26 protein-coding genes are annotated in these 26368 nt (G+C 62.2%); 13 read left to right on the forward strand and 13 right to left on the reverse strand.

The window, feature by feature from the left end; translation table 11 throughout:
* Positions 1-77: 77 nt before the first annotated feature.
* The 6 genes from BXU06_RS14480 to ilvB all read right to left on the reverse strand — a co-directional run bounded on the left by BXU06_RS14480 (position 78) and on the right by ilvB (position 7405).
* Positions 78-731, reverse strand: coding sequence for a methyltransferase domain-containing protein (locus tag BXU06_RS14480; protein WP_077301133.1), 654 nt, complete (start codon positions 729-731; stop codon positions 78-80).
* A gap of 467 nt (positions 732-1198) precedes the next feature.
* A complete protein-coding gene (locus tag BXU06_RS14485; RefSeq protein WP_216352492.1) occupies positions 1199-2206 on the reverse strand; it encodes a bifunctional 2-polyprenyl-6-hydroxyphenol methylase/3-demethylubiquinol 3-O-methyltransferase UbiG in 1008 nt (335 codons plus the stop codon).
* Between the two features lie 127 nt (positions 2207-2333).
* A complete protein-coding gene (locus BXU06_RS14490; RefSeq protein WP_077301138.1) occupies positions 2334-3872 on the reverse strand; it encodes a GGDEF domain-containing protein in 1539 nt (512 codons plus the stop codon).
* A gap of 161 nt (positions 3873-4033) precedes the next feature.
* On the reverse strand, positions 4034-5050 hold the full coding sequence (ilvC, locus tag BXU06_RS14495) for a ketol-acid reductoisomerase (RefSeq protein ID WP_077301141.1): 1017 nt from the start codon (positions 5048-5050) through the stop codon (positions 4034-4036).
* An 87-nt stretch (positions 5051-5137) separates the two neighbouring features.
* Complete coding sequence (gene ilvN, locus BXU06_RS14500; RefSeq protein ID WP_077301144.1) at positions 5138-5629, reverse strand: acetolactate synthase small subunit; 492 nt, start codon at positions 5627-5629, stop codon at positions 5138-5140.
* A gap of 15 nt (positions 5630-5644) precedes the next feature.
* Positions 5645-7405: a biosynthetic-type acetolactate synthase large subunit gene (gene ilvB / locus BXU06_RS14505; RefSeq protein ID WP_077301147.1), complete on the reverse strand. Its 1761-nt coding sequence runs from the start codon at positions 7403-7405 to the stop codon at positions 5645-5647.
* Positions 7406-7703: 298 nt separating this feature from the next.
* Here ilvB and BXU06_RS14510 point away from each other — a divergent pair, with 298 nt between their 5' ends.
* From BXU06_RS14510 to BXU06_RS14550, 9 genes are all read left to right on the forward strand, one after another.
* A complete protein-coding gene (locus BXU06_RS14510) occupies positions 7704-8288 on the forward strand; it encodes an RNA polymerase sigma factor (protein WP_077301150.1) in 585 nt (194 codons plus the stop codon).
* Between the two features lie 4 nt (positions 8289-8292).
* Positions 8293-8646, forward strand: a complete 354-nt coding sequence (locus BXU06_RS14515; protein WP_077301153.1) for a DUF3619 family protein — start codon at positions 8293-8295, stop codon at positions 8644-8646.
* A 2-nt stretch (positions 8647-8648) separates the two neighbouring features.
* Positions 8649-9176, forward strand: a complete 528-nt coding sequence (locus BXU06_RS14520; protein ID WP_077301156.1) for a DUF3106 domain-containing protein — start codon at positions 8649-8651, stop codon at positions 9174-9176.
* Between the two features lie 31 nt (positions 9177-9207).
* The gene (locus BXU06_RS14525) at positions 9208-9723 is read left to right on the forward strand and encodes an RDD family protein (protein WP_077302939.1); all 516 of its coding nucleotides are present in this window, start codon (positions 9208-9210) and stop codon (positions 9721-9723) included.
* A 105-nt stretch (positions 9724-9828) separates the two neighbouring features.
* Positions 9829-10440, forward strand: coding sequence for an SCO family protein (locus BXU06_RS14530; protein ID WP_077302941.1), 612 nt, complete (start codon positions 9829-9831; stop codon positions 10438-10440).
* 165 nt (positions 10441-10605) lie between these two features.
* On the forward strand, positions 10606-11379 hold the full coding sequence (locus BXU06_RS14535; protein WP_077301159.1) for a flagellar brake protein: 774 nt from the start codon (positions 10606-10608) through the stop codon (positions 11377-11379).
* A gap of 102 nt (positions 11380-11481) precedes the next feature.
* The gene (locus BXU06_RS14540; RefSeq protein ID WP_077301162.1) at positions 11482-12129 is read left to right on the forward strand and encodes a phosphatidylserine decarboxylase; all 648 of its coding nucleotides are present in this window, start codon (positions 11482-11484) and stop codon (positions 12127-12129) included.
* A 51-nt stretch (positions 12130-12180) separates the two neighbouring features.
* On the forward strand, positions 12181-12942 hold the full coding sequence (gene pssA / locus BXU06_RS14545; RefSeq protein ID WP_077301165.1) for a CDP-diacylglycerol--serine O-phosphatidyltransferase: 762 nt from the start codon (positions 12181-12183) through the stop codon (positions 12940-12942).
* A 220-nt stretch (positions 12943-13162) separates the two neighbouring features.
* Positions 13163-14953, forward strand: a complete 1791-nt coding sequence (locus tag BXU06_RS14550) for a 2-isopropylmalate synthase (RefSeq protein WP_077301168.1) — start codon at positions 13163-13165, stop codon at positions 14951-14953.
* 237 nt (positions 14954-15190) lie between these two features.
* On the opposite strand, the gene BXU06_RS14555 is transcribed toward BXU06_RS14550, so the two are convergent.
* The 3 genes from BXU06_RS14555 to BXU06_RS14565 form a co-directional block, all read right to left on the reverse strand.
* Entirely contained in the window at positions 15191-15772 is a 582-nt protein-coding gene (locus BXU06_RS14555; RefSeq protein WP_077301171.1) for a peroxidase-related enzyme, read from the reverse strand.
* 90 nt (positions 15773-15862) lie between these two features.
* Complete coding sequence (locus BXU06_RS14560; protein WP_077301174.1) at positions 15863-16849, reverse strand: MDR family oxidoreductase; 987 nt, start codon at positions 16847-16849, stop codon at positions 15863-15865.
* A gap of 48 nt (positions 16850-16897) precedes the next feature.
* Positions 16898-17536: a TetR/AcrR family transcriptional regulator gene (locus BXU06_RS14565; protein WP_077301176.1), complete on the reverse strand. Its 639-nt coding sequence runs from the start codon at positions 17534-17536 to the stop codon at positions 16898-16900.
* 83 nt (positions 17537-17619) lie between these two features.
* Between BXU06_RS14565 and BXU06_RS14570 the strand changes: the two genes are divergently transcribed.
* From BXU06_RS14570 to BXU06_RS14590, 4 genes are all read left to right on the forward strand, one after another.
* A complete protein-coding gene (locus BXU06_RS14570) occupies positions 17620-18516 on the forward strand; it encodes a DMT family transporter (RefSeq protein WP_077301179.1) in 897 nt (298 codons plus the stop codon).
* A 111-nt stretch (positions 18517-18627) separates the two neighbouring features.
* Positions 18628-19741, forward strand: a protein-coding gene (locus BXU06_RS14575) for an IS630 family transposase (protein WP_150125224.1) whose coding sequence is annotated in 2 segments (ribosomal slippage) — positions 18628-19055 and positions 19054-19741 — 1116 coding nt in all. Because the reading frame shifts where the segments join, the coding sequence is not laid out codon by codon here.
* Positions 19728-20279 carry a hypothetical protein gene (locus BXU06_RS17755; protein WP_171982234.1) on the forward strand — a complete coding sequence of 184 codons (552 nt, stop codon included), beginning with the start codon at positions 19728-19730 and terminating at the stop codon, positions 20277-20279. Before BXU06_RS14575 ends, BXU06_RS17755 begins: the two co-directional genes overlap by 14 nt.
* Positions 20280-20642: 363 nt before the next feature.
* Positions 20643-21866 (forward strand): IS110 family transposase, encoded by a 1224-nt coding sequence (locus tag BXU06_RS14590; protein WP_077301079.1) that lies wholly within the window; start codon positions 20643-20645, stop codon positions 21864-21866.
* Between the two features lie 86 nt (positions 21867-21952).
* On the opposite strand, the gene purD is transcribed toward BXU06_RS14590, so the two are convergent.
* The 4 genes from purD to dusB all read right to left on the reverse strand — a co-directional run bounded on the left by purD (position 21953) and on the right by dusB (position 26243).
* Positions 21953-23227 (reverse strand): phosphoribosylamine--glycine ligase, encoded by a 1275-nt coding sequence (purD, locus tag BXU06_RS14595; protein WP_077301185.1) that lies wholly within the window; start codon positions 23225-23227, stop codon positions 21953-21955.
* A 64-nt stretch (positions 23228-23291) separates the two neighbouring features.
* Positions 23292-24869 carry a bifunctional phosphoribosylaminoimidazolecarboxamide formyltransferase/IMP cyclohydrolase gene (purH, locus tag BXU06_RS14600; protein WP_077301188.1) on the reverse strand — a complete coding sequence of 526 codons (1578 nt, stop codon included), beginning with the start codon at positions 24867-24869 and terminating at the stop codon, positions 23292-23294.
* A 63-nt stretch (positions 24870-24932) separates the two neighbouring features.
* Positions 24933-25169 (reverse strand): helix-turn-helix domain-containing protein, encoded by a 237-nt coding sequence (locus BXU06_RS14605; RefSeq protein ID WP_077301191.1) that lies wholly within the window; start codon positions 25167-25169, stop codon positions 24933-24935.
* A gap of 24 nt (positions 25170-25193) precedes the next feature.
* A complete protein-coding gene (gene dusB, locus BXU06_RS14610; protein WP_077302943.1) occupies positions 25194-26243 on the reverse strand; it encodes a tRNA dihydrouridine synthase DusB in 1050 nt (349 codons plus the stop codon).
* Between the last annotated feature and the right edge of the window lie 125 nt (positions 26244-26368).

Genomic DNA, 26368 nt, shown 5'->3' on the forward strand with positions numbered 1-26368 from the left:
GGGAAAAGTCTAGCATGACTGCCCTGACCGGGCGGACGGGCGCAACCACGGTGCTCGCCGCCCGGAATGGTCGGTGCTCAAGTGGACCGCCCTTGCTTGACACGGTCCTCGCTGGCCGCCTGCCAGGCCAGCACGGCATCGCTGCCGTGCACCCGGCCATTCATATAGCGCCCAACGCGATCCAGCATGCGCTGGGGGTGGCGGGCCAGTTGGGCCTGGTCCTTGAGGAACACCGCCACCTGATCGTTCCAGATGTCCTGATCCTGATAGGCAGTGAAGGATTCCAGCAGCACGCAGGCAAATCCGCTGCGCTGGCCCCAGCGCGCCAGGGCCACACCGGCATCCGGGTAAAAGCGCCAGCAGTCCACCGGGTAGCGGTGAAAATCGCCATTGGCCGGGGCGTTCAGATACAGCAGGCCGCCCGGTGTCAGCACGCGCAGCGCCTCATTGAACATCAGCCAGAAAAATTCGATGTGCTCAAAGCACGAGCTACTCACCACCACCTCCACGCTGGCGTCGGCAAACGGCAGGTGATAGGGATCGTCCAATACCATGTCCACGCCGGGGCCGGGGACAAAATCCACGCCGATATAGCGGCAGCCAGCGGGTGCGCCATGGCGCAGGCTGCCGTTGATGTCCTGCGCGCCGATATCGACGATGGTAACGGCGGCCTCGCGACCAAGGTAGGTGTCAAAAAACAACTGTCCGTGCTTCAATGCGCTGACATGCATGGTGTTTCCTCTAGTGCGAGACGAAGGGCAGGACACGGCGGACACTTCCGCCGGGCGGGAAACCACAGCCCGGATCGCCTGTAAAGTGAGCGGTGCAGTCATGCCGCCAGCAGCAGGAACCCGCCGAAGCGACTTATGCCGGCTCGATGCCGGGATGAGCGCCGTAGGAATCCCCCGACTTTAGGCGGGGGAGGATGTCAACCGCGCGGGATCTTCGCAGAGAACATCACCCGCTATCGCCGTGGGTGTTGAGCGTGGCATGGTGGTGAGAACTCGCATCTGCTGCGCGCTGTGGATGCCCCTGGATTCCCGCCTGAGCGGGAATGACGGAGTGGCATGCGGAGGGGGGCCACCATGGCAAGGCAAGGCTCTGTTTTAGCAGAAATAAATCGAGATGCCCGACGTAAGCTTGCTCGCATGTACCCTTGTGTTTCAACGTGACTGGCTACTAAGCGCTGGCTGCGGGCTCAGTCGGCCCGGCGGCGCAACACCACCACATCCTGATTGCCGGCCATGGCCTCAATGATGTCGAGCACGTCGAAATACCGCCCCCAGTGCGACAGAATATAATCCGGCGAATGCAGCACATCGCGGCCATGCCCGGCGTCCGCGCCGGCCAGGCCGCAGGCGTCATGAAACCCGACATGGTGCGCCGCCTGCTTGCGGGCGGGTGGCGTGCGGTATAACGCCATTTGCGCCATTCCCTGCACCGACAGCAGCAGCAAGCCGCCTGGCCGGGTCAGGCGCTGCAACTCGGCCAGCCAGGCGTCCTGCACCGGCTCGGCCAGGTGGGGCAATACCGCCAGGCCAAGCACCAGGTCAAAACTGGCGGTTGCCAGTGCGGTAGGCGGCAGCAGGTCCACCGGCAAGAACTCGGCGTCGGGCAGCGTTTGCCGGCATAGCTGCACCATGTCCGGGTCGATGTCCACCCCGGTGACCGGAGGGCCATAATCCAGCAGATAGCGGGTCAGCCGCCCGGCACCGCAGCCCCAGTCCAGAATGGCGGCAAACGACGACAGCGGACGGCCAAAGCGCTCGGCCAGCAACTGGGCAAAGCGCGACACAATGGTCGCCCCGCCCCAGCAGAAGGCGTGTGCATCCGGTGTGCCAATCATGCTGGCGATCTGCGCTGGCGCGGGCAGCGGGCGTTCACCCGTCGGGTCGGCCAGAAACCAGGCGCTGCGGTACGACCAGGCGTGTTCGCCAGACTGGGAAGTGACATTAAAGCGGGCCATCCCATCCGGAAACAGCGTGGCCGGGTCGGAAAAATAATGCTGGCAGCGAAAGCGCGACGCCTCGGCGTGCGGAATGTCCGGAAAACACGCCAGCAGGTCGGGCGAGGGCAATGGCCACGCCAGCATGTCAAAATCCACGCCGTTGATCAGAAACCGACGATCTTCCCTGGCGTCCCACGCGCTGACGGCCCAGCCTTCCATTGTCAGGCTGTCCTCCCCCAGCGTGATGCGATCGGGCATCCAGCGCAGGTGTCGGGTCACAGCGAGTTGAAGATCAGCCTGATAAAGCGTCATGTTCAAAATCCAGTGCGGGGGAATGGCCCGATTATGGCATAGCGCTTCTGCCAGCCGAAACGCACCGGCTCATTCAGCCAGCGTCAGCCTCGTCGGGTCGATTCTGCACCAGGGGGTCCAGCGGCATGACTTCCACCCGGTTGCGCCCACTGGACTTGGCCAGGTACAGCGCCTTGTCGGCCCGCTGCAGCACCATGTCCAGCGACGCGTCATCTGGCATCAGGCTGGCCACGCCAATGCTGACGGTAAAACGCACCGGCATGCCAAAATCGTCGTGGGCGTCAAGACACTCTGCGGCACGGGCGCGCAGGCGCTCGGCCAGCGTCAGCGCGCCGGCCAGGCCAGTTTCGGGCAGGATGGCGGCAAACTCCTCGCCGCCCAGCCGTCCACCACTATCCTGCTGGCGTATTGCCGCACACAGCAGCCGGGCCATCATCTGGATCACCCGGTCCCCGGTGGCATGGCCCCAGCGGTCGTTGACTGTCTTGAAGTGGTCGATGTCCACCATCAGCACCGACAGCGGGCGCTGGTAGCGGCGCGCACGCGCCACTTCCTGCGCGCCCACCTCCATCAGGTGACGGCGATTGGCCACGCCGGTCAGTTCATCGGTAATGGCCAGCTTGCGCATCGCCTCACCCTGGCGCAGGGCGGTGAGGTGGGCGCGCAAGGCCAGCACCGACACCACTGCCAGCACGGCAAACCCCACCAGAAACTGCCAGGCGCGGTGCTGCCAGCCCGTGAGAATGCGGCTCTTGTCAAATCCGACCATGGCCACAAACGGAAAACGCGCCAGCCGGCTCAGGCCAAAAATCCGCTCACGCCGATCCAGCGGCGAAGTGGCCCAGAACATGCTGGTGCGCCCCATCTGGGCAAATGACGGGTAACCCGGTGGGGGGGATGTGGGCTTGCCCAGCGCAGTGGCCAGCGGGGGGTTGCGTGCCAGCACAATGCCATCGGTGTCGACAATCGCCATCACATCGTTGGGCTCCAGCTCAAACGATTCAATCCAGTGCTGGGCGTGGGCCAGATCAATCACCGCCAGCACCCCACCCTGCAACTGGCCGAGTGCATCGCTGAACGGCAGTGACATCAGTACTACCGGCTTGCCGCTGGCCGAGCGTTCTGCCGGCATGTATTCAATCTGCAAAGGCTCGGTCAGATTCAGCTGACGGCTGGCGCAAAAGCGCTGCTGGCTTTTGAACCCCAGCAGTTGCTGGCGGCTGGCCACCGCAGTAAACCGGCAGTGACGATCAAACAGCACCAGGTCTTCCAGGCCGGATACCGTGGTCAGCTTGGCTTTGAGCAAGCTGCTCAACTGGCGCTGATGCGCCGGGTCGGTATCCGGGTACACCAGGTCGCGCTCGATATCAATGCGCCCGGCCACATCGCGCAGCACGTAGTCGGTGGACAGAAATGCATCGCCAAACACACTGCTGAGCAACTGGCTTTTGTGCAGTGCCAGCCGGCCCATTTCATCCAGCGCGCGGGCGCGCTCATGCAGGAAATCCAGCGCCAGCCAGCCCCCTGTCACCCCAAGAAACAGCAGGATGCCGGCGTACAGGCTCCAGCGGCGTCGGGTGGAATGTGCGGTGGCAGAGGAAAACACATGCATGGCGATGGCAGGGGTGAGGTGATGGGTGCTTAAGGCACACAAAAACACAGTGTACGTGGCCGGCAGGGGGATTTCGAGTAATTCAGTATAGGATCATGAAAAAACCCCGCCAGAAGACGGGGTTTTTTCGGGTGCAGCCAGAACCAGCGTTGCGAAACGGTTTAGTTCTTGGATTGGTCAACCAGCTTGTTCTTGGCAATCCACGGCATCATCGCACGCAGTTGTGCGCCCACTTTTTCGATCGGGTGATCGGCGGTCAGGCGACGACGGGCGGTCATGCTCGGGTAGTTGGTCTTGCCTTCCAGGATGAACATCTTGGCGTATTCGCCAGACTGGATGCGATACAGGGCTTTCTTCATCGCTTCCTTGGTGGCGGAGGTCACCACTTCCGGGCCGGTCACGTATTCGCCGTATTCGGCGTTGTTGGAGATCGAGTAGTTCATGTTGGCGATGCCGCCTTCGTACATGAGGTCAACGATCAGCTTCAGTTCGTGCAGGCACTCGAAGTAAGCCATTTCCGGTGCGTAGCCGGCTTCGGTCAGGGTTTCAAAACCCGCCTTGACCAGTTCCACGGCACCACCGCACAGCACGGCCTGTTCGCCGAACAGGTCGGTTTCGGTTTCTTCGCGGAAGTTGGTTTCGATCACGCCGCCCTTGGTGCCGCCATTGGCCGCCGCGTAGGACAGGGCGATGTCGCGGGCCTTGCCGGAGTTGTCCTGGTAGACAGCGATCAGGGTCGGCACGCCGCCGCCCTTCACGTACTCGGAGCGCACGGTGTGGCCCGGGCCTTTCGGGGCCACCATGATCACATCGACTTCAGCCGGCGGTACGATCTGGTTGTAATGGATGTTGAAACCGTGGGCAAACGCCAGGGCAGCGCCCTTTTTCAGGTTCGGGGCGATGTCGTTGCGGTAGACGTCCGGCTGGGATTCGTCCGGCAGCAGAATCATCACCACGTCGGCTTTTTTCACGGCGTCGGCCACTTCCTTGACCTTGTGGCCAGCGGTTTCGGCTTTTTTCCAGGATGCGCCATCCTTGCGCAGGCCAACCACGACGTCCACGCCGGAATCCTTCAGGTTCTGGGCGTGGGCATGGCCTTGCGAGCCATAACCGATGATGGCGACCTTCTTGCCCTTGATGATGGAGAGATCGGCGTCCTTGTCGTAAAACACTTGCATGTTGGGTGTCCCCTGCTGTTCTGTATAAGATAAGTTCAAGACCGGGCCTGCCTGGCAAGCCCGGTCACGGTGTGGTGTCAGGCGGCGTCAGACCTTGAGGATGCGCTCGCCGCGACCGATGCCGGACGCGCCGGTGCGGACCGTTTCCAGGATCACTGTACGATCCAGCGCGTCGATGAAGGCATTGAGCTTGTCGCTCGTGCCGGTCAGTTCGACAGTGTAGGTCTTTTCGGTCACATCAATGATACGGCCACGGAAAATATCCGCCATCCGTTTCATTTCTTCGCGGTCCTTGCCGGCAGCGCGGACCTTGATCAGCATCATTTCGCGCTCGACGTGCTCGGATTCGTTCAGGTCGATCACCTTGACCACTTCAATCAGCTTGTTGAGCTGCTTGGTGATCTGTTCAATCACATCGTCCGAGCCGTGGGTGACGATGGTCATCCGCGACAGGGTGGGGTCTTCGGTGGTGGACACCGTGAGCGAGTCGATATTGTAACCGCGTGCGGAAAACAGACCGACCACACGGGACAATGCCCCGGCTTCGTTTTCAATCAGAATGGAAAGAATGTGTCGCATGGTGCTGTGGTCTTCTTAGCTCAGGTTGCCGTAGTCGCGGTCGTAAGGCGGAACGCCCAGCTGCAGGTCGCGCATGTGCGGGGGCAGATCCATCTGGTTCAGCCCCTTGCCATTGCCCACCATCGGGAAGACGTTGGCTTTCTGGTCGGTGAGGAAGTCCATGAACACCAGACGTTCCTTCAGCTTCATCGCTTCACGCAGCGCCGGCTCGACATCAGCCGGGCGCTCGATGCGCATGCCGACGTGGCCATAGGCCTCGGCCAGTTTGACGAAGTCAGGCAGCGCGTCCATGTACGACTCGGAATAGCGGTTGCCGTAGAAGAATTCCTGCCACTGACGCACCATGCCCAGATAACGGTTGTTCAGGTTCACAATCTTCACCGGCACGTGGTACTGCTTGCAGGTGGACAGCTCCTGAATGTTCATCTGGATCGAGGCTTCACCGGTGACGCAGGCCACGGTGGCCCCCGGGTTGGCCAGCTGCGCGCCCATGGCGGCGGGCAGGCCAAAGCCCATGGTGCCCAGGCCGCCGGAGTTGATCCACTGCTTGGGCCGGTCAAACTTGTAGTATTGCGCGGCAAACATCTGGTGCTGACCGACGTCGGAGGTGATGAAGGCGTCGCCGCCGGTCACTTCCCACAGCTTCTGCACCACAAACTGCGGCTTGATGATGTCGTCCGGCTGGTCAAACCACAGCGAGTTCGGCGCACGCCAGGTTTCCACCTGCGCCCACCAGTTGCTCAGCGCTTCGGCGTCGGGGCGGACATTGCCGGCCTTGAGCTGGGCGAGCATTTCCACCAGCACGTCCTTGACGTTGCCAACGATGGGGATGTCCACCTTGACGCGCTTGGCGATCGACGACGGGTCGATGTCGATGTGAATGATCTTTTTCGGCTGCGCCAGGAAGTGCGACGGCACGCTGATGACGCGGTCGTCAAAGCGCGCGCCGATGGCCACCAGCACATCACAGTACTGCATGGCCATATTGGCTTCGTAGGTACCGTGCATGCCGAGCATGCCGACAAACTGCGGGTCGGTGCCCGGATAGGCACCCAGGCCCATCAGCGTGTTGGTACACGGGGCGTTGATCAGCCGCACCAGCTCGCGCACTTCTTCGCTGGCGTTGGCCAGCACCGCGCCGCCGCCAACATAGACAAATGGCCGTTTGGCCTCGCCCAGCAGGCTGACGGCCTTCTTGATTTGTCCGGGGTGCCCTTTGTTGATCGGCACGTAGGAACGGATATTCACCGACTCCGGGTAGTGGAAGTCGGCCTTGGCAATCGTGACATCCTTTGGGATGTCCACCACCACCGGGCCGGGTCGGCCTGTGCTGGCGATATAGAAGGCTTTTTTCAGGGTCGAGGCCAGATCGTTGACATCCTTGACCAGGAAGTTGTGCTTCACGCACGGGCGGGTGATGCCCACCATGTCCACTTCCTGAAAGGCGTCCAGGCCAATGGCCGGGGTGCCCACCTGACCGGACAGCACCACCATCGGGATGGAATCCGAGTAGGCAGTGGCAATGCCGGTCACGGCGTTGGTGGCCCCTGGGCCCGAGGTCACCAGGGCGACGCCAACTTTGTTGCTGGAGCGGGAGTAGCCATCAGCGGCATGCACTGCCGCCTGTTCGTGGCGAACCAAAACATGCCTGAAGCTATCCTGCTGAAAGATAGCATCATAGATTTCCAACACTGCGCCGCCGGGGTAGCCGAAAACAAATTCGACGCCTTCCTCCTGCAAGCAGCGCACGACGATTTCCGCGCCCGAGATCTGCATTATTGCCTCTTGTTAGTCTTGTCCGGGCCCGTCACGGTGAAGGGAGACGAATCGCGCACAGTGGGTCAACGCGGTTTGCTTGCCGACTGTGGCCAGGCCCCAAGTTCATGCCTTTGTAAAAAAATGAACTTATCTTATTCGACAAAGCACGGTCAAGCACTTGTTGGGCTGCAACATGGCGCTAATCGACCCCGATCCCGGTTGTGGCAACGGCAAGATGCACGGCTGCCTACCGGCCAGCCGTGGCTTTTGATACCATGGCCCCTTGTAGCGAACCGGCAGAGCGCAGCGCGATTTCATGGCCACCCCAATCGAGATGACCACCTTCCTGACGGAAGTGGAGCGCCGCGCCTTCAAGCAGGCCATGCACGCCACCCACGACGAAGACGCCGCCCTGGACATTGTCCAGGACGCCATGTTCAAGCTGGCCGACCGTTATCCTCATGCACCTGGCGGTGAATTGCCGCTGCTGTTTCAGCGTATCCTGCAAAACACCATTCGTGATCACTACCGCCGCAGCCAGGTGCGCAACCGCTGGGTCAGCCTGTTTTCGCTGTTGCGCCCCAGCCACGCCAGCCAGCACGACAGCGACGCCAGCGGCGACGGGCTGGACCCTGACGACATTCTGGCTGCCGACGACAGCAACCCGGCCTCGCCGGAAGACTGGCTCAGCCGCAAGCAGATTGCCGAGAAAATCGACGCCGCGCTGGAAAATTTGCCCCTGCGTCAACGACAAGCCTTCCTGCTGCGTTATTGGGAAGGAATGGACGTTGCCGACACCGCTGCGGCCATGGGCTGCTCGCAAGGCAGCGTAAAAACCCACTGCTCACGCGCCACGCATGCGCTGGCCGCCTGGCTGTCGCGACACGGCGTGACACTCTGACATCATGAAAAACGACGCACTTCATCGCTTGGTGGTTGACCACCTGAACACGCAACCGGTTTCCGGGTCTGTGGCAGCGCGCCTGCGCCAGGCGCGCCTGGCGGCGCTGGCCCGGCACGCCCATCACCGGGCTCAGCCCGCCCCGATGCAGGAAACCCTGTCCCGCTGGTGGATAACCCACACCAGTGCCGCCCGACGCGGTGCCTGGGCCATGGCCGTGGCCACCGTGCTGTCGGTCAGCTATATGGGCTGGATGGAATGGGCCATGCCCAGCGAGGCCGATGTCGACATTGCCTTGCTGACCAGTGATCTGCCGGTAGAAGCCTACCTGCACCCCACTTTCACCACCGACTTGTAACCATGCGCTGGCTGCTGCCTTGTTGTTTTTGCCTTGGCCTGCTCAGCGCGGCGGCGAGCGCCACGCCTGCCCAGCCCGGACCCGTGGTGGCCAGCCCGGCCAAACCGGCGGCCACCGGGCCCTACTGGCACGAACTGACGCCAGTGCAACGCCAGCTTCTGGCCCCGGTGGCCACCGACTGGAACGGGTTTTCCTCGCCCAAAAAACAACGCCTGCTCAATGTGGCCAAGCGCTATCCAGACATGAGCCCGGCTGAACAGGCCAAAATCCGCGAGCGGCTGCCACACTGGACCGAACTGCCGCAAACCACCCGTGACGAAGCGCGCAACAATATGAAAAAGTTGCTGCAGCTGCCGCCGGATGAACGCAAGCGCACAGAAGAAAAACTGCGTGCCAAACTGGCCCCGCCGCCGGTGGCGGCACCAGCGGTCACACCGCCTGCGCCTGCCCTTGCCGCGCCGGTGGCCAACCCTGTTGCCCCGGCCAGCCCCCCGCTCCCCCCTGCCGAACCGGCAAAACCGGTACAATAAGCGCCTTCCTGTGTTTGCCCCGATTGCGCCAATGACCCTCCCTCCGCTTGCCGGCCTTGGCCGCCGGCTGGGCAGCCTGCTTTATGAAGCGCTGCTGCTGGCTGCACTATTGCTGACCGCTGCCGCCGTGTTTCAACCCCTGTTTGTCTGGCTGGACCATTCCCGCGCGCTGGATGCGCTGTTTCAGCTGTATCTGCTGGCCGTGCTGTACGCTTACTGCGACTGGTCGTGGCGGCGCGGCGGACAAACGCTGGCCATGAAAACCTGGCAGTTGCGCCTGCTGCGCGAAGATGGCCAGGGCCTGGACCGACGCAGCGCCGCCCTGCGCTTTGCCGTGCTGGCGTTTTTGCTGCTGGCCCTGCCGGCGCTGTCCTACCTGGCCTGGGGGCGCATCCTGTCGCCACGCCAGGCCAGCACGCTGGCAGCATTATGGCTGATTCTGCCCTACGCCTGGGCCGGGTTTGACCCGGACAAACAGTTTTTGCATGATCGCCTGGCCAAAACCCGACTGGTGATGGCCCCCCGCCCGCCTGCCCGTAAAAAATAAAGCTTGCCCGCCAGAGGAGCCACCGCCCCCTCTGGCACTGGCGCTGCGCTATGCTGAAGCGGTTTCCCCTGACATGATGGCCTTTCTCCCATGACCCGGTTTCTGATGCCCCGTTGCCTTACCCCGCTGGCCTGCGCCATGGCGGCTACCGTGCTGCTTGGCCTGGGCGGCTGCTCCCCGGCACCGTCCACCCCGCCCCTTGCGTTTCAGGGCAGCGATGTCAGCGGTGCCGCCCTCTCCGACTTCACCCTGACCGACCACACCGGCCAGCCACGCAAGCTGTCGGATTATCGCGGCAAGGCCGTCGTGCTGTATTTTGGCTACACCCACTGTCCGGATGTCTGCCCCACCACGCTGGCCGAGCTGGCGCAGGCCATGCGTGAACTGGGGCCGCAGGCGGCGCAGGTGCAGGTGCTGTTTGTCACCATCGACCCGCAACGCGACACCCTGCCGCTGCTGGCCCAATACGCTCCGGCATTTGACCCCAGCTTTGTCGGGCTGACTGGCGCTCCCGAACAAATTGCCCAGGTGGCCAGGCAGTTCAAGGCGGTTTACCGGCGGCAGGATGGCCAGGGCGGCAGCCAGGGCAACGACTACACCATGGACCATAGCGCTGGCGCGTATCTGCTCGACCGCGAGGGCAAGCTGCGCGTGCATGTGGCCTACGGCAGCGGCAGCGCCGCGTTTGTGCATGACCTGCAGCTGCTGCTGAAATAAGCAGCAAAAGCATGTAAAATACAGATCAGGCAGGAGCGTGCTGAAACACCGCGCCACACCCGCCAGCCAGCCCCATGCCTGCGCCACTCAGGGCGCCCGCAACGCGGCGGTTTCCGTATTGTGCGCCGGACGCAGTGTGCGTCCGCTTACCTCAAGGTAACTATCGTGACCGAATCCGTCCACAAACACGCCATCGAAGACGCGGGCAAAGAAGAACTCACCCGGTTCACCACCACCTCGGCGAGTGATATCTTCCATCACCTGCGCATGCTGGTGAACCATGGTGACCCGGTCACCATCTTCTCCAACCATGGCCGCAGCTTCATGGTGTCGCGCCTGCTGGGGGTGGACCACAAAAGCTGCTGTCTGTATTTCAGCCAGAGCGGCAACTCGGAAGCCAACCGTCAGTTGCTCAATAGCGAACGCACGGTGTTCACCTGCTCGCCGGGCGGGGTAAAAACCCAGTTTCTGCTTACCGACGTCACCGCCGTGGACTACGACGGCCAGATGGCGTTTATGGCCCCGCTGCCCAACGAAGTGACCAAGCTGCAGCGGCGCGAGTACTTCCGCATCCAGATGCCTGCCGGCATTCCAGTCACCTGCACGCTGTACGACTATCAGGGTGGAGCCGCCATTACCCTGCAGGTGTACGACATCAGCCTGGGCGGCCTGTCGCTGGTGCTCAATGCGCGCATCCCCGGCTTTGAAATCGGCACCATTTATAACCGCTGCGAGCTCGACCTGCGCGAATACGGCATCATTCCGCTGGTGCTGAAAATCCGCAACCAGCTGGTCACCCGCACCACCTCCGGTGCCGAACAGCGCCGGGTAGGCACCGAATTCATCGAGCTGGAATCGCGGGCGCAAACCCTGGTGCAGCGCTATATTGCCCAGCTGGAGCGTGAACGCCGGGCCATGGCCTCGTCACGCGACGACTGAGCGCGCTGGCGGATTGACGCCTCGCCCATCTTGTCCGCCGCCACCCCGACAGCGATTCAGGTAAAATACCGCGATTGTTAACCTGACTGTTGAAGGCGTGGCGTGTCCAACCCCTATCCCCACCCCATCCTGGCCCGCGAAGGCTGGCCATTCATTCTGTGCAGCGTCTGCCTGTCGGTCATCCTCAGCTTTGTCCTGGGCCTGTGGTCCCTGCCGTTCTGGCTGATTACCGTATTTGTGGTGCAGTTTTTCCGCGACCCGGCGCGCACCATCCCGCAGCAGGCCAACGCCGTGCTCAGCCCAGCCGATGGCCGGATTGTCGTGGTGGAGCGCAGCCAGGATCCGCAACTCAAGCGCGATGCCATCAAGGTCAGCGTGTTCATGAATGTGTTCAATGTTCACTCCAACCGCAGCCCGGTGGATGGCGTGGTCACCCAAGTGGATTATTTTCGCGGCAGCTTTGTCAACGCCGCCCTGCAAAAAGCCTCGCTGGAAAACGAACGCAACGCCGTATCGGTGCGTCTGAACGACGGCACCGACATCACCTTCATCCAGATTGCCGGCCTGGTGGCGCGACGCATCCTGTGCTACGCCAAGCCCGGCGACACCCTGCATCGCGGCCAGCGCTACGGCTTTATCCGCTTTGGCTCGCGGGTGGATGTCTACCTGCCGCTCACCGCTACCGTCAAGGTCAGCATTGGTGATAAAGTGTCCGCCACCGAAACCATTCTGGCTGAGCTGGCGCGCTGACCGTGCGCCAGGCGGCGTGTGACGCGCCGCCTGCTGGCCTGACGAGTCCCTATGCCTCCACTCGATTCCCATCATAAACTGTCCCTGCGTCAGCAAAGCATCTACCTGCTGCCTAACCTGTTTACCCTGGCCGCGCTGTTTGCCGGCTTTTTTGCCGTGGTTCAGTCGATGAACCAGCGCTTTGAAGTGGCCGCCGTGGCGGTGTTCATTGCCATGGTGCTCGACAGCCTGGATGGCCGGGTAGCGCGCATGACCCATAGCCAGAGCGCCTTTGGCGCCGAGTTCGACAGCTTGTCGGACATGGTCAGCTTTGGCGTTGCCCCGGCACTGATTGCCTACGAATGGATGCTGCGCGGCATGGGCAAGCTGGGCTGGATGGTGGCATTCCTGTACTGCGCCTGCGCCGCCCTGCGCCTGGCCCGCTTCAACACCATGATCGGCATTGCCGACAAGCGCTGGTTCATTGGACTGCCCAGCCCGGCGGCAGCAGCGCTGGTGGCCGGGCTGGTGTGGATTTGCCATGCCTACCATTACACCGACCTGCCCTACCTGAACTGGATCACCCTGGGCTTCACCGCCTTTGCCGGCTGCTCAATGGTGGTCAACACCCGGTTCTGGAGCTTCAAGGAGCTGCACATCCGCCGCAAGGTGCCGTTTGTAGCGCTGCTGCTGGTGGTGGTGGCCATTTTGTTGATTGTGTCCGAACCGCCGCTGGTGCTGTTTGGCTTTTTCGTGCTTTACAGCCTGTCGGGCTACTGGATGGCCATCATGCGCAAACTGCGCCCCGCCGCTCCGGTGGCCAAAGCCCCCTGAGCCAGGGTGAGCCCAGGGGTGTCCAAAGGTGGCTGCGGCCACCTTTTTATTTATGTATTGTCAGGAAATTCTGGCCACACCCGACAAAATTAGACATAAAGTCAAAATCAGCTAACCACACCTGTCTATTTTGGGTAAAATATACCGTAAACCGCGAAAATCATTTGACTTGATGTCCAATGGTTCGCTATTCTGCACCACAGCAAGACAAGGAACTGCCATGCAACTGGACATTGACCGCCTGATTACCCATTTTGGTGGCCCGACCGCCCTGGCTGATGCGCTCACCCGCACCTTCCCGGACGACCCGGTATCCAGAGCCGCCATTTACAAGTGGCGCGAGCGCGGCAGCCTGCCGCTGGCCCAACTGAACAAGCTGGCGCAACTGGCCGCCCTGCACGGCCAGGCTTTCAGCTTCAATGATTATCTGACCGGCCTGACCATGCCGGCGACGACGGAGAATTGCACCATGACCGACCGCCTCATCATTTTTGACACCACCTTGCGCGATGGCGAACAAAGCCCCGGCGCGGCAATGACCAAGGAAGAAAAAATCCGCATTGCCCGTCAGCTGGAAAAGCTGGGTGTTGACGTGATCGAGGCCGGGTTTGCGGCGGCCAGCCCCGGCGACGCCGACGCCATCCGCGCCATTGCCGAAGTGGTCAAGCACTCCACCGTCTGTAGCCTGGCACGCGCCAACGAACGCGACGTGCGCACCGCCGGCGAGGCCATCCGCCCAGCCGCCAAGGGCCGCATCCACACCTTCATCGCCACCAGCCCGATCCACATGGAGAAAAAGCTGCGCATGACGCCGGACCAGGTCGTGGAAGCCGCCGTGGCCGCCGTGCGCATCGCCAAGGAATACACCGACGACGTGGAATTCTCCGCTGAAGACGCCGTGCGTTCGGACATGGATTTTCTGGTGCGTATCTTTGAAGCGGTGATCGACGCCGGTGCCAAAACCATCAATGTGCCAGACACGGTGGGCTACAGCATTCCGTCGGCCTGGCGCGAGCGGTTTTCCACCTTGATCAGCCGGGTGAAAAACAGCGACCAGGTGATCTGGTCCACCCACTGCCACAACGACCTGGGCATGGCCGTGGCCAACTCGCTGGCTGCGGTGCAGGGCGGTGCGCGTCAGGTGGAATGCACCATCAATGGCCTGGGCGAACGCGCCGGCAATGCCTCGCTGGAAGAAGTGGTGATGGCGGTCAAAACCCGCCGCGATCTGTTTAATGTCGATACCGGCATCGAACCCACCCAGATCGTGCCGACCTCCAAGCTGGTGTCTACCATCACCGGCTACCCGGTACAGCCAAACAAGGCAATTGTCGGTGCCAACGCCTTCTCGCACGAATCCGGCATTCATCAGGATGGCGTGCTCAAGCACCGCGAAACCTACGAAATCATGAGCGCCGAGTCGGTGGGCTGGAGTGCCAACCGCCTGACCCTGGGCAAGCTGTCTGGCCGCAATGCGTTCAAGACCAAGCTGGCCGAACTGGGCATTGAATTGTCTGGCGAAGAAGCCGTCAACGCCGCCTTTGCCCGCTTCAAGGACCTGGCCGACCGCAAGCGCGAGATCTTCGACGAAGACCTGCACGCGCTGTTGTCCGACGGCGACGCCGGCCACAGCGGCGACAGCTACAAATTCATCTCGCTGAAAGTGGCGACTGAAACCGGGGAAACCCCGCTGGCCAATATCGTGTTTGCCGAACACGGCGTGGAAAAACGCGCCGAATCCGGCGGCTCCGGCCCGGTGGACGCGGCGTTCAAGGCCATCGAATCGCTGGTGAACAGCGGCGCCGAACTGGAGCTGTATTCGGTGAACGCCATCACCAAGGGCACTGAATCGCAAGGCGAAGTCACCGTGCGCCTGGCGCGCGATGGCCGCATCGCCAACGGCCAGGGTGCTGACACCGACATCATTGTCGCCAGCGCCAAGGCTTACCTGTCCGCGCTCAATCGTCTGAGCCAGCGTGGCGAGCGCATGAATCCGCAAACCGAAGTCTGAGGCGCGATCCGCCCCTGACTCACGAAACCGCTTCGCCGGGTGATCCCCGGCCACGGCCCGGCGGGCAGGTGTGATCCACCTGTCCGCCTCAGTGCATTTGGACCACGCTAAGCGTCTTTTTTTAAGAGTCGCTCACAAAACCCAGCGCAGCGCTCCTGGCTAGGCGTGCGGCCGCAGACAGTACAAGCAGTACGGCAGGGCCGCGCAACAACGCCAGGAGGGTTTTGTGAGCGGCTCTTAGCGGCCCAGCGCGTAAAACTCGGCATTTGGCCGCATGCTGGTCACATTGGCCAGCCGGTTGGACATGCCAAAAAACGCCGCAATCGCGGCAATATCCCAGATGTCATCCTCGTCAAAGTCATGCGCTTTCAGCGCCGCAAAATCGGCCTCGCCCACCAGATGTGCGCTGGCCGACACCTTGACGGCAAAGTCCAGCATGGCTTTTTGCCGCTCGCTGATGTCCGCCTTGCGATAGTTGATCGCCACCTGATCGGCAATCAGCGGGTCTTTGGCGCGAATGCGCAAAATTGCCCCATGCGCCACCACGCAATACTGGCACTGATTCAGATTGCTGGTGGCCACCACAATCATCTCGCACTCAGCCTTGCTCAGATTGCCGGGTTTGTCCATCAGCGCATCGTGGTAGGCAAAAAAGGCACGAAACTCATCTGGCCGATGCGCCAGGGTGAGAAACACATTGGGGATGAAGCCGGATTTGTCCTGCACGGCCAGGATGCGTGCGCGCAGATCTTCGGGCAGGGAGTCGAGTTCTGGCACGGGAAAACGGCTGATGGCCGGGGTGGCGATGGCATTGCTCATGACAAACTCCTGAAAAATAAATACTGCGTGCGGTAAACCACACGCGCCACATGCCCTGTCTGCGCTCGCGCGCGCAGCCAGGGCGGCGGCTTAGCGGTTGACGTCCACCACCACACGGCCACGCACTTCGCCCTGCAACAGGCGCGAAGCCAGCGGAATGACTTCATCCAGGCCCACTTCCTGGCTGCCAATCTGCGCCAGCTTGTCCAACGACAAATCCTGCGTCAGCCGCTGCCAGGCCAGCAGCCGGTCGGCGCGCGGGCGCATCACGCTGTCTACGCCGGCCAGGGTGACACCGCGCAAAATAAACGGCGCCACCGTGGCTGGCAGCGCCATACCCGCAGCCAGCCCGCACGCCGCCACCACGCCCTGGTATTGCATACTGGCGCAGACATTGGCCAGCACCTGGCCGCCGGCCACGTCCACCGCACCCGCCCAGCGCTCCTTGGCCAGCGGCTTGCCTGGCTCGGTGTATGGCCCGCGCTCGATCACCTCCGTGGCACCCAGTGCGCGCAGATAGTCGGCATCCTGTAGACGGCCCGTCATCGCCGTCACCCGATAGCCCAACTGGCTGAGCACGGCCACCGCCACACTGCCCACGCCGCCCGCCGCACCAGTCACCAGCACTTCGCCGTCTTTGGGCTGCACGCCGTAGCGCTCCAGTGCCATCACGCACAGCATGGCGGTGTAGCCGGCGGTACCAAGCGCCATGGCCTGTGGGGCGGTCAAGCCGGCTGGCAGCGGAATCAGCCAATCGCCATTCAACTGCACCCGTTGCGCCAGCCCGCCCCAGTGGGTTTCGCCCACGCCCCAGCCATTCAGCAACACCGCATCGCCCGGCTGGTAATCCGGGTGTTGGCTGGTTTCCACCATGCCAGCCAGATCAATGCCGGGGACCATCGGAAACTTGCGCACCACCGGCCCCTGGCCGGTGATGGCCAGCGCGTCTTTGTAGTTCAGCGTGGAATGGCTGACGCGCACGCGCACATTGCCCTCGGGCAAGGCGGCCTCGTCCAGCGTTTGCACGCCGGCGCGGTAGCCGGTGTGGTCTTTTTCAATCAGGATGGCCTTGAACATGCTTTCCCCCTTACATTTAGACTGATCGTCTATTTATTGGCAAAAAATTCAGCGCGGCAATCCGGCCAAAAAAAACCGGGCAAACAGCAGCAGCGGCTCGGCACACTGCTCCAGCTTGGCACGCAGCACCGCACCTTCCCAGCCAATCCAGAAAAACGCCGACAAAGCATCGGCATCGGCGCTGGCTGACAGCTCGCCCGCCTGTTGCGCCTGACGCAGGCACGCCGCCAACCGCGCCTGCCAATCTTCAAAAGTGACTTGCAAGCAAGAGCGAAAGCTTTCAGGCAGCGCGCCCATCTCCTGGCCCAGATTGCCAATCAAACAACCGCGACGATAGCCGTAGCGCGCCATGCCGGCCTGGGCATCGTCAACAAACGCCTGCAACCGCGCCAGCGGTGAGAGGTCGGCACGTTGGAAATGCCGGTCCAGCTTGCGGGCAAAAAAATCGGCATAGCGCTCAATCAGCGCCAGGCCAAACGCTTCCTTGCTGTCAAAGTAATGATAAAACGAGCCCTTGGGCACCCCCACACGGCCCAGGATTTCATCCAGCCCGGCGGTAGCAAAGCCTTTTTCGGTGAGCGTTTCCAGCCCGGCGCGCAGCAGCAGCTCGCGCGTGTCGGTCAGCGCATCGCGCGACTTGGGTGGCCGGCCTCGGCGGCGGGAAGGGGTCGGGGAGACGGTGTGCATGTGGCGGATAATAGACTGAGCGTCTTTAAAAAACAATCCAGCCCCCTCTTGCCGAGCCAGGCCAGGGGTGGCACTCTAACCCGATGACGACTTCCGCCCCCTCCCATCGCCTGGCCTATGTGCTGCTGGTGCTGACCGCCTTGTTCTGGTCGGGCAATTTTGTCCTGGCCCGCGCCATGCACGCCGCCGTCCCGCCGATGACGCTTTCCTTTATGCGCTGGCTGATTGCCTTTGCCCTGCTGGCACCATTTTCGCTGCACCACGCCTGGCGCGAACGCGCCTTGCTATGGCAATGTCGCGGGCGGATTCTGGCGCTGTCGCTGCTGGGCATCACTGCGTTCAACTCGCTGGTGTACACCGGCGTGCAGACCACCACCGCCACCAACGCCGTGCTGCTGAACTCGTTCATCCCCATCCTCACCGTGCTGTTTGGCGCGCTGTGGTTTGGCCAGCGCCTGGGCGGACGGCAGGTACTGGGGCTGGCGGTGTCGTTTGTCGGGGTGCTGGCGATTGTCTCGCACGGCGAATGGGCGCGGTTGGTCGGGCTGGATCTCAACCACGGTGACATGATCGTGTTTCTGGCCATGGTCAGCTGGGCGCTGTACACCCTGGCGTTGCGCGGCCTGCCCGCCGGACTGAACCGCTTTGGCCTGCTGATCACCATGGTGGTGGTTGGCCTGCTGGCCATCCTGCCATTTTTTGTCTGGGAGGTGGCCAGCGATCGCGTGGTCGAGCTGAACACCGCCACCCTGGCCACTTTTGCCTATGTCGGCACCTTTCCATCAGTGGTCGCCTATCTGTTCTTCAACTACGGCGTGGCCCGCGTCGGCCCGGCGCGGGCGGCAATGTTCATCCACCTGATGCCGGCGTTTGGCGCGCTATTGTCTACGGTGTTTCTCGGCGAAACCCTGGCCTGGTATCACCTGGCCGGCATCAGCGCGATTTTTCTCGGGTTGTCGCTATCCACGCGCGGGCAGTGAACAGATGCGGCACCAGATGCCCTTGAGCTAGTAGCCAGTCACCATGATCTGAACAGATAATAGGCACAGCTGCTGCATACAGGACGGCACAACCCCGCTGAGGAAACCACCATGCCCGCCATCAAGTATCGTGTCACGCTGACAGATGACGAAGTCGAAATGCTGGAAGCCATACTGCGCAAGGGCAAGTGCGCCGCGCGCAAGCAAACGCGGGCCAGGATACTGCTGAAGGCGGCAGCGGGCTGTAAGGATACGGCGATCATGGAAGCCCTGGCCGTGTCCGCCACCATGATCCACCACACCCGGCAACGATGTGTCGAAGAAGGCGTCGAAGCCGCGTTGAGCGATAGACCGCGTCCTGGAAAAGCACCGAAATTGACGGATAAGCAATGCGCCCATGTGATTGCCACCGCCTGTACCCCACCTCCCGCCGGACATGAGCACTGGACCTTGCGTCTCTTGGCCGACAAGGTCGTACAACTGGGATACGCCGATTCGTTCAGTCACGAAACGGTGCGTCGGCTTTTAAAAAAACACCTTAAAACCGTGGCAGGTGCAGGAGTGGTGTATTCCTGAGGTCGGTGCCGAATTTGTTGCGCCGATGGAAGATCTGCTTGATTTGTACGCAGAACCCTATGATCCGGCACGCCCGGTCATCTGCTTTGACGAAAGCCCGAAGCAACTGATTGGTGAGGTGCGTGAACCCATACCGCCACAACCCAGCGCGCCCGCTCGTCAGGATACTGAATACAAGCGCAACGGCGTGCGCAATCTGATGATGATCTGCGAACCGAAGCGGGGCTGGCGGGATGTACTGATCATGCAGCGCCGCACCAAGATCGACTTTGCTCACGCCATGCGGCACATCGTCGAATGCTACCCGGACGCGGAAGTGATTCGGGTTGTTCTGGACAACCTGAACACCCACAAAACAGCCTCTCTCTACGAAGCGTTTCAGCCAGAAGAAGCCCGCGCCATTGCCAGGAAGCTGGAGTTTCACTACACCCCCAAGCATGGCAGTTGGCTCAACATCGCTGAGCTTGAGCTGGCGGTGCTGTCTAACATGTGTTTGTCGCAACGTATCGCCGATGAAGAAATGCTGCGACGCGAGGTTGAGGCCAATGTGCGTGAACGCAACGCCAACGCCATCCCCGTCAAGTGGAAGTTCTCCACTCAGGATGCCCGGCGTAAGCTTGCTCGTCTTTATCCTTGTGTTTCAACGTGACTGGCTACTAGCCCACCTGCTGACCCAGGCCACCCGGCAAGACATGAACGCCCGCTTTGCCGCCAAGTGGAAGCTGGTGCAGTTGTTATACCAGCGCGGCTGGGACAAACAGCGGGTGATTGATCTGTTCAGCGTGATGGACTGGATGATGCGGCTGCCAGAGCAGTTGAAACGGTCGCTGTGGCACAATATCGAAGCGCTTGAGGAGCAAGAAAAAATGCGTTATGTGACTTCTGTGGAGCAGCTGTATAACGAAAAATGGATGCAGCAGGGGCTGCAACAGGGCATGCAACAGGGCATGCAGCAGGGACTACAGCAAGGCATGCAGCAAGGCTTGATGCAGGGGCGCATCGAAGGCGAGCAACGCGGCATTATCAAAGGCGAAGCCTACGCTTTGCAACGCCTGCTGCAAAAGCGCTTTGGCCCCTTATCCGAAGATCTGCTCGCCCGTTTGCAAACCGCCCGTGTGGACGAGCTGGAATTGTGGCTGGACCGGGCGCTGGATGCCGATACGCTGGCCGGGGTGTTTGCCCAGTGAGGCAATGACGCCATCCCGGCCCGAAAAACACCCTGCACCGGTCGTTCGGTGCAGGGTGTGGCACGCCTGACCGTCTAACGATCATGGAGAGTAGCGCCACCCCAGAAGATGAAAGAGACTATCGGGTGGAAGTTGGCGGGTCGAGGTCGTATTAGTACTTTGCGGCTTGACCCAGCCTCTAACGTGACCTGCCAGACTGACTCGCACCCCGGATTGCTTCCATCGAGAGCGCACGCTAAACAGGCCGTTGGCGACTTGTCGCCTTCAGGCTCATTCAGTCCTGGTGCCCGCCTCCTTCCATCCTTCATTCAGTCCTGGTGCCCGCCTCCTTCCATCCTCAAGTGTAAATCGATAGGAAGCGCCATGGAACTGTCAGCACTGTACAAATGCGTCATCGGACTCGACGTCCATCAGGCGCAAATCACCGCCTGCGCATTGATTCAGCAACCCGATGGCAGCACGCGCATCGAGCAGCGGCAGTTTGGCGGCTTTGCCCGCGACCGCCGGGAACTCGCGGATTGGGCCGCTTCCTTGCACCCGGATGAAGTCGTGATGGAGAGCACCGGCATCTACTGGAAGAGCCCGTATGCCGCGCTGGAGGCAGTCGGCATCCGCGCCAAGGTGGTGAATGCCCGCCACGTCAAGCATGTCCCTGGCCGCAAGACCGATGTGGGCGATGCCCATTGGCTGGCGATGCTGGCGCGGGCCGGTTTGTTGCGCGCCTCGTTTGTCCCGCCTGCAGCATTGCGCGAATTGCGCCTGATTGCCCGTCAGCGACAGAAACTGGTTGGCCAACTGGCCTCTGAGAAGAACCGGCTGCACAAAGTGCTGACCGACAGTGGAATTCGCCTTGGCGTAGTGGTCAGCGATCTGCATGGGCAATCTGCCCGCGCCATGGTCAAGGCGATCATCGCCGGGCAAGCCCCACAACAGGTGATCAACCTGGCCAGCCGCCGACTGAAGGCCAGCCGTGAGGAGATCTTCGATGCCCTGCAAGGCGAGCTGACCGCCAGTCACCGCTTCGTGCTCGACGAACTGATGCAGCATATTGAGGAGATCGAAGCCAGGATCGACCGCTTCGACGTCCGATTGCTGGCTGGGCTTGAATCCGAGCGGGGCACGCTGGCGCTGCTGCAAACGATCCCTGGCGTTGACCTGATCGGCGCGGCGATGCTGTTGGTGGAAATTGGCTCGGACATGGGCGCCTTCGGCAGCGCAGATCGTTTGGCTTCGTGGGTTGGCGTTTGCCCGGGCAACAACGAGTCGGCGGGCAAGCGCAAGTCAGGCCACACCCGCAAGGGCAACCCATATGTGCGCCGCCTGCTGTGCGAGTTTGCGCATGCCGCCAGTCGCACCACATCGGTGTTCAAGTCGAAGTTCCAGGCTCTTGTGGTCAGGCGTGGCTACAAACGCGCCATTATTGCAATTGGTCACAAAATTCTGCGCACGCTGTTCTTCATGCTCAAGCGGCGCGAGCATTACCGGGATTGCGCGACGGATTACGAGGCGCTCTCTGTTCAGCGCAATGCCCCACGCTGGATCAAGGCGCTGACTAAATTTGGTTTTATCACGCCAGCCAGCGCCTGATTCTGCATGGGCGTTTTTTTACATGGCCTTCGGGCCAGGGTGGCGCTCGTCCTGGTGGTGGGCTCTTTCACGCTAAATCGACTGATTTATCTGCGGTTCAACGCCCGCGCGCCAATATCCCGGCGCAGCTGACGGCCATCAAACTGGATGGCGTCGGCCACGGCGTAAGCGGTTTCCCGCGCGCTTTGCACCGTCTCACCCAGACCCACCGCGCACAGCACCCGCCCGCCGCTGGTAACCAGCTGGCCATCGGCATTGAATGCGGTGCCGGCATGGAAGGTCATACTGTCGGCGCAGGCAGCCGGAATGCCGGTGATCACGTCGCCCTTGCGTGGGGCATCCGGGTAGCCGGCGGCGGCCAGCACCACGCCCATGGCCACGCGCGGATCCCAGTCGGCGCTGACCGTGTCCAGCTTGCCGTCGATGCCGGCTTCCAGCAGCACGGTGAAGTCGCTGGTCAGACGGGCCATGATCGGCTGGGTTTCCGGGTCGCCAAAGCGGCAGTTGAACTCGATGGTGTACGGGTCGCCGTGGGCGTCGATCATCAGGCCGGCGTACAAAAAGCCGGTGTAGGTGTGGCCATCGGCCTGCATGCCGCGCACGGTCGGCAGGATGATGCGCTCCATCACCTTCTGGTGCACGGCCTCGGTGACCACCGGGGCTGGGCTGTACGCCCCCATGCCGCCGGTGTTCGGGCCTTGGTCGTTGTCCAGCAGGCGCTTGTGATCCTGGCTGGTGGCCATGGCCAGCACATGCTCGCCATCCACCATGACGATGAAGCTGGCTTCTTCGCCTTGCAGGAAGTCTTCAATCACCACGCGCGCGCCAGCGGCACCCATTTTGTTGCCCAGCAGCATGTCGTCGATGGCAGCGTGCGCTTCTTCCAGCGTCATCGCCACCACCACGCCCTTGCCGGCGGCCAGGCCGTCGGCCTTGATAACAATCGGCGCGCCCTTGCCGTCCACATAGGCGCGGGCAGCGGCAGCATCAGTGAAAGTCTGGTAGCCGGCAGTGGGAATACCGTGGCGCTGCATGAAGGCCTTGGCGAAGTCTTTCGAGCTTTCCAGCTGGGCGGCATACTGGGTGGGGCCAAAGATGCGCAGGCCGGCGGCGCGGAAAGCGTCTACCACGCCAGCAGCCAGCGGCGCTTCCGGGCCAACCACGGTGAAGGCAATGGCCTGTTCGCGGGCAAAGCTGACCAAGTCGGGAATGGCGCTCAGGGCAAGATTGGACAAACTGGCATCCAGCGCGGTGCCCGCGTTACCGGGGGCGACAAACACCTGGGTTACCCGTGGCGACTGGGCAATGCGCCAGGCCAGGGCGTGTTCACGGCCACCAGAGCCAATGACGAGAACTTTCATCGGGGAGCACTCCTTGTGCGCCCGGCCAGCGCACAGGCTGGCCGGGAGGGGGTCATCTGTCAGATCAATGGCGGAAGTGGCGCACGCCGGTCAGCACCATGGCAATACCGTGCTCGTTGGCGGCAGCAAACACTTCTTCGTCACGCATCGAGCCACCCGGATGGATGATGGCCTTGATGCCTTGCTCGGCAATCACGTCGATGCCGTCACGGAACGGGAAGAACGCATCCGAGGCAGCCACAGCGCCCACCAGCGGCAGGCCCGCGTCAGTGGCCTTGCGTGCAGCGATGCGGGTGGAATCCACCCGGCTCATCTGGCCAGCGCCAATACCGGCGGTCTGGCCATCCTTGCAGAATACGATGGCGTTGGATTTGACGAACTTGGCCACGCGCCAGGCAAACAGCAGGTCGGACATTTCCTGTTCGCTGGGGGCGCGCTCGGTGACCACGCGCAGCTCCGGCAGGGTGACGTTGCGCACGTCCGGGGTTTGCACCAGCACGCCGCCGCCAACGCGCTTGAGCTCGAACGGGTTGGCCCCGGCGGCCAGCGGGATTTCCAGCACGCGCACATTCTTCTTGGCGGCGATCAGCGCCTTGGCTTCGGCGGTGAACGACGGGGCGAGCAGCACTTCCAGGAACTGGGCGCTGACCACTTCCACGGTGGCAGCGTCTACTTCACGGTTAAAGGCGATGATGCCGCCAAAGGCGCTGGTGGTGTCGGTGGCAAAGGCCAGACGATAGGCGCTGAGCGGATCGGCGGCCACCGCCACGCCACACGGGTTGGCGTGCTTGACGATGACGCAGGCCGGGGCGTCGAAGGTCTTGACCGCTTCCCAGGCGGCGTCGGCGTCGGCGATATTGTTGTACGACAGTTCCTTGCCTTGCAGTTGGCGGTAGTTGGCGATGCTGCCGGCAGCCGGGTCGAGGTCGCGGTAGAACGCAGCGGCCTGGTGCGGGTTTTCGCCGTAGCGCATGTCCTGCACCTTGACCAATTGCAGGTTCAGGCGATTGGGGAAGGCCACCCGTTCCGGCGTACCAGTGACTTCACCTTCGGCCAGGCTGGTCAGGTAGTTGGAAATCGCGCCATCGTAGGCGGCGGTGTGGGTGAAGGCTTTTTTGGCCAGAGCAAAGCGGGTGGGCTTGGACAGCTTGCCGGCGTTGGCGCGCAGCTCTTCGCTCAGCGCGGCGTAGTCGGCGCTGTCGGTGACGATGGCCACATGCGCCCAGTTTTTGGCCGCCGAGCGCACCATGGTCGGGCCACCGATATCGATGTTTTCGATGGCGTCTTCCAGCGTGCAGTCCGGGTTGGCGATGGTGGCTTCAAACGGATACAGATTGACGCACACCAGGTCGATGTTGCCAATGCCGTGTTCGGCCATCTTGGCCACATGTTCGGGCAGGTCGCGCCGGCCCAGAATGCCGCCATGCACCTTGGGGTGCAGGGTTTTCACCCGGCCATCCAGCATTTCCGGAAAACCGGTGTAGTCGGCCACTTCGATCACCGGCAGGCCTTGTTCGGCCAGCAGCTTGGCGGTACCGCCAGTGGAGAGGATTTCCACCCCGGCCTGCGCCAGGGCCTGGGCAAATTCGACGATGCCGGTTTTGTCGGAAACGCTAATCAGCGCGCGGGTGATGGGTGTCATGGTCAACGGTTCGCTTGTGCTAAAGGGGATGGGAAAGACGTCAAAACAGGGGTCAGGCCCGGTTCAGATCAGATCGTACTGTTTCATTTTCTTGCGCAGGGTGTTGCGGTTCAGCCCCAGCAGCTCGGCGGCGCGGGTCTGGTTGCCTTGCGCGTGCGCCAGCACCACTTCGATCAGCGGTTTTTCCACCTGGGCCAGCACCATGTCGTAAATCGGCTGCGGCGCTTCGCCGTCCAGATCGAGAAAGTATTGCTGCATTGCCAGTCGCACGGAAGCGGCAATGTCGTCTTGGCTGTTCATGATATCAGTCGTTTCTGCGTGTTTTCAGTATTCTGGCAAGGACTCAGCCTTGCAAAGGGCACCCTCGGCACCAGCGGGCAGCTCAAGGTAGCGCAGGCGCTCGCCGTGTTCGGCCAGGCGGTGAAAAAAACCGGCCACGGCGGCACGCTGGGCGGCGGTGTCTTCCAGCTGGTACATGGTCTGGCGAAAGGCGTTGCCGCCTTCCAGGCCACGGGTGTACCAGGCAATATGCTTGCGGGCGATGCGGCAGCCGGCGTATTCCCCGTAAAACTGGTAAAGGTCATCCAGGTGGGCCAGCAGCACCTCGCAGATTTCCGCCACTTCCGGCGGCGGCAGGCAGGTGCCGGTGTCCAGATAATGCTGGATTTCGCGAAAGATCCACGGCCTTCCCTGCGCGGCGCGGCCAATCATGATGCCGTCTGCGCCGGTGTAGTCGAGCACAAAGCGGGCTTTTTGCGGGCTGTCGATGTCGCCATTGGCCAGCACCGGAATGCCCACCGCCGCCTTCACCGCGCGGATGGTGTCGTATTCGGCCTGGCCGTGGTACATGTCTTCGCGGCTGCGCCCGTGCAGCGCCAGCGCGGCAATGCCGCTGTCTTCGGCCAGTTTGGCCACACGCAGCGCGGTGTTGTTGTCCCGGCTCCAGCCAGTGCGGGTTTTCAGCGTCACCGGCACGTCCACCGCGGCCACCACGGCATCGAGGATGCGCGCCACCAGCGGCTCGTCACGCAGCAGCGCCGAACCGGCAGCCACATTGCACACCTTCTTGGCCGGGCAGCCCATATTGATGTCGATGATCTGCGCGCCCTGCGCCACCGACAACCGCGCGGCCTCGGCCATTTGCGCCGGATCGCCACCGGCAATCTGCACCACAATCGGGGCCACTTCGCCCTGGTGGTCGGCGCGGCGCAGGCTTTTCTTGCTGGCCCACAGCGCGGTGTTGGACGCCAGCATTTCGCTGACCGCCATGCCCGCGCCCATGCGTTTGCACAGCATGCGAAATGGCCGGTCGGTCACCCCCGCCATCGGGGCCACCACCAGTCGGTTGTTCAAGGTATACGGGCCGATCTGCATGGTTGGGCTTTGGCGGGACGCGTGCGGGAAAAGGGAGGGCATTTTAATGCGATTTCCGCCGCTGGTAAAAGAATTTTGCTTATTTTTTGACCAGCCGCAGGGGGAATCAGCCAGGCAGGCGGCAT

It is taken from the genome of Aquaspirillum sp. LM1, from assembly GCF_002002905.1.
Lineage (GTDB): Bacteria > Pseudomonadota > Gammaproteobacteria > Burkholderiales > Aquaspirillaceae > Rivihabitans.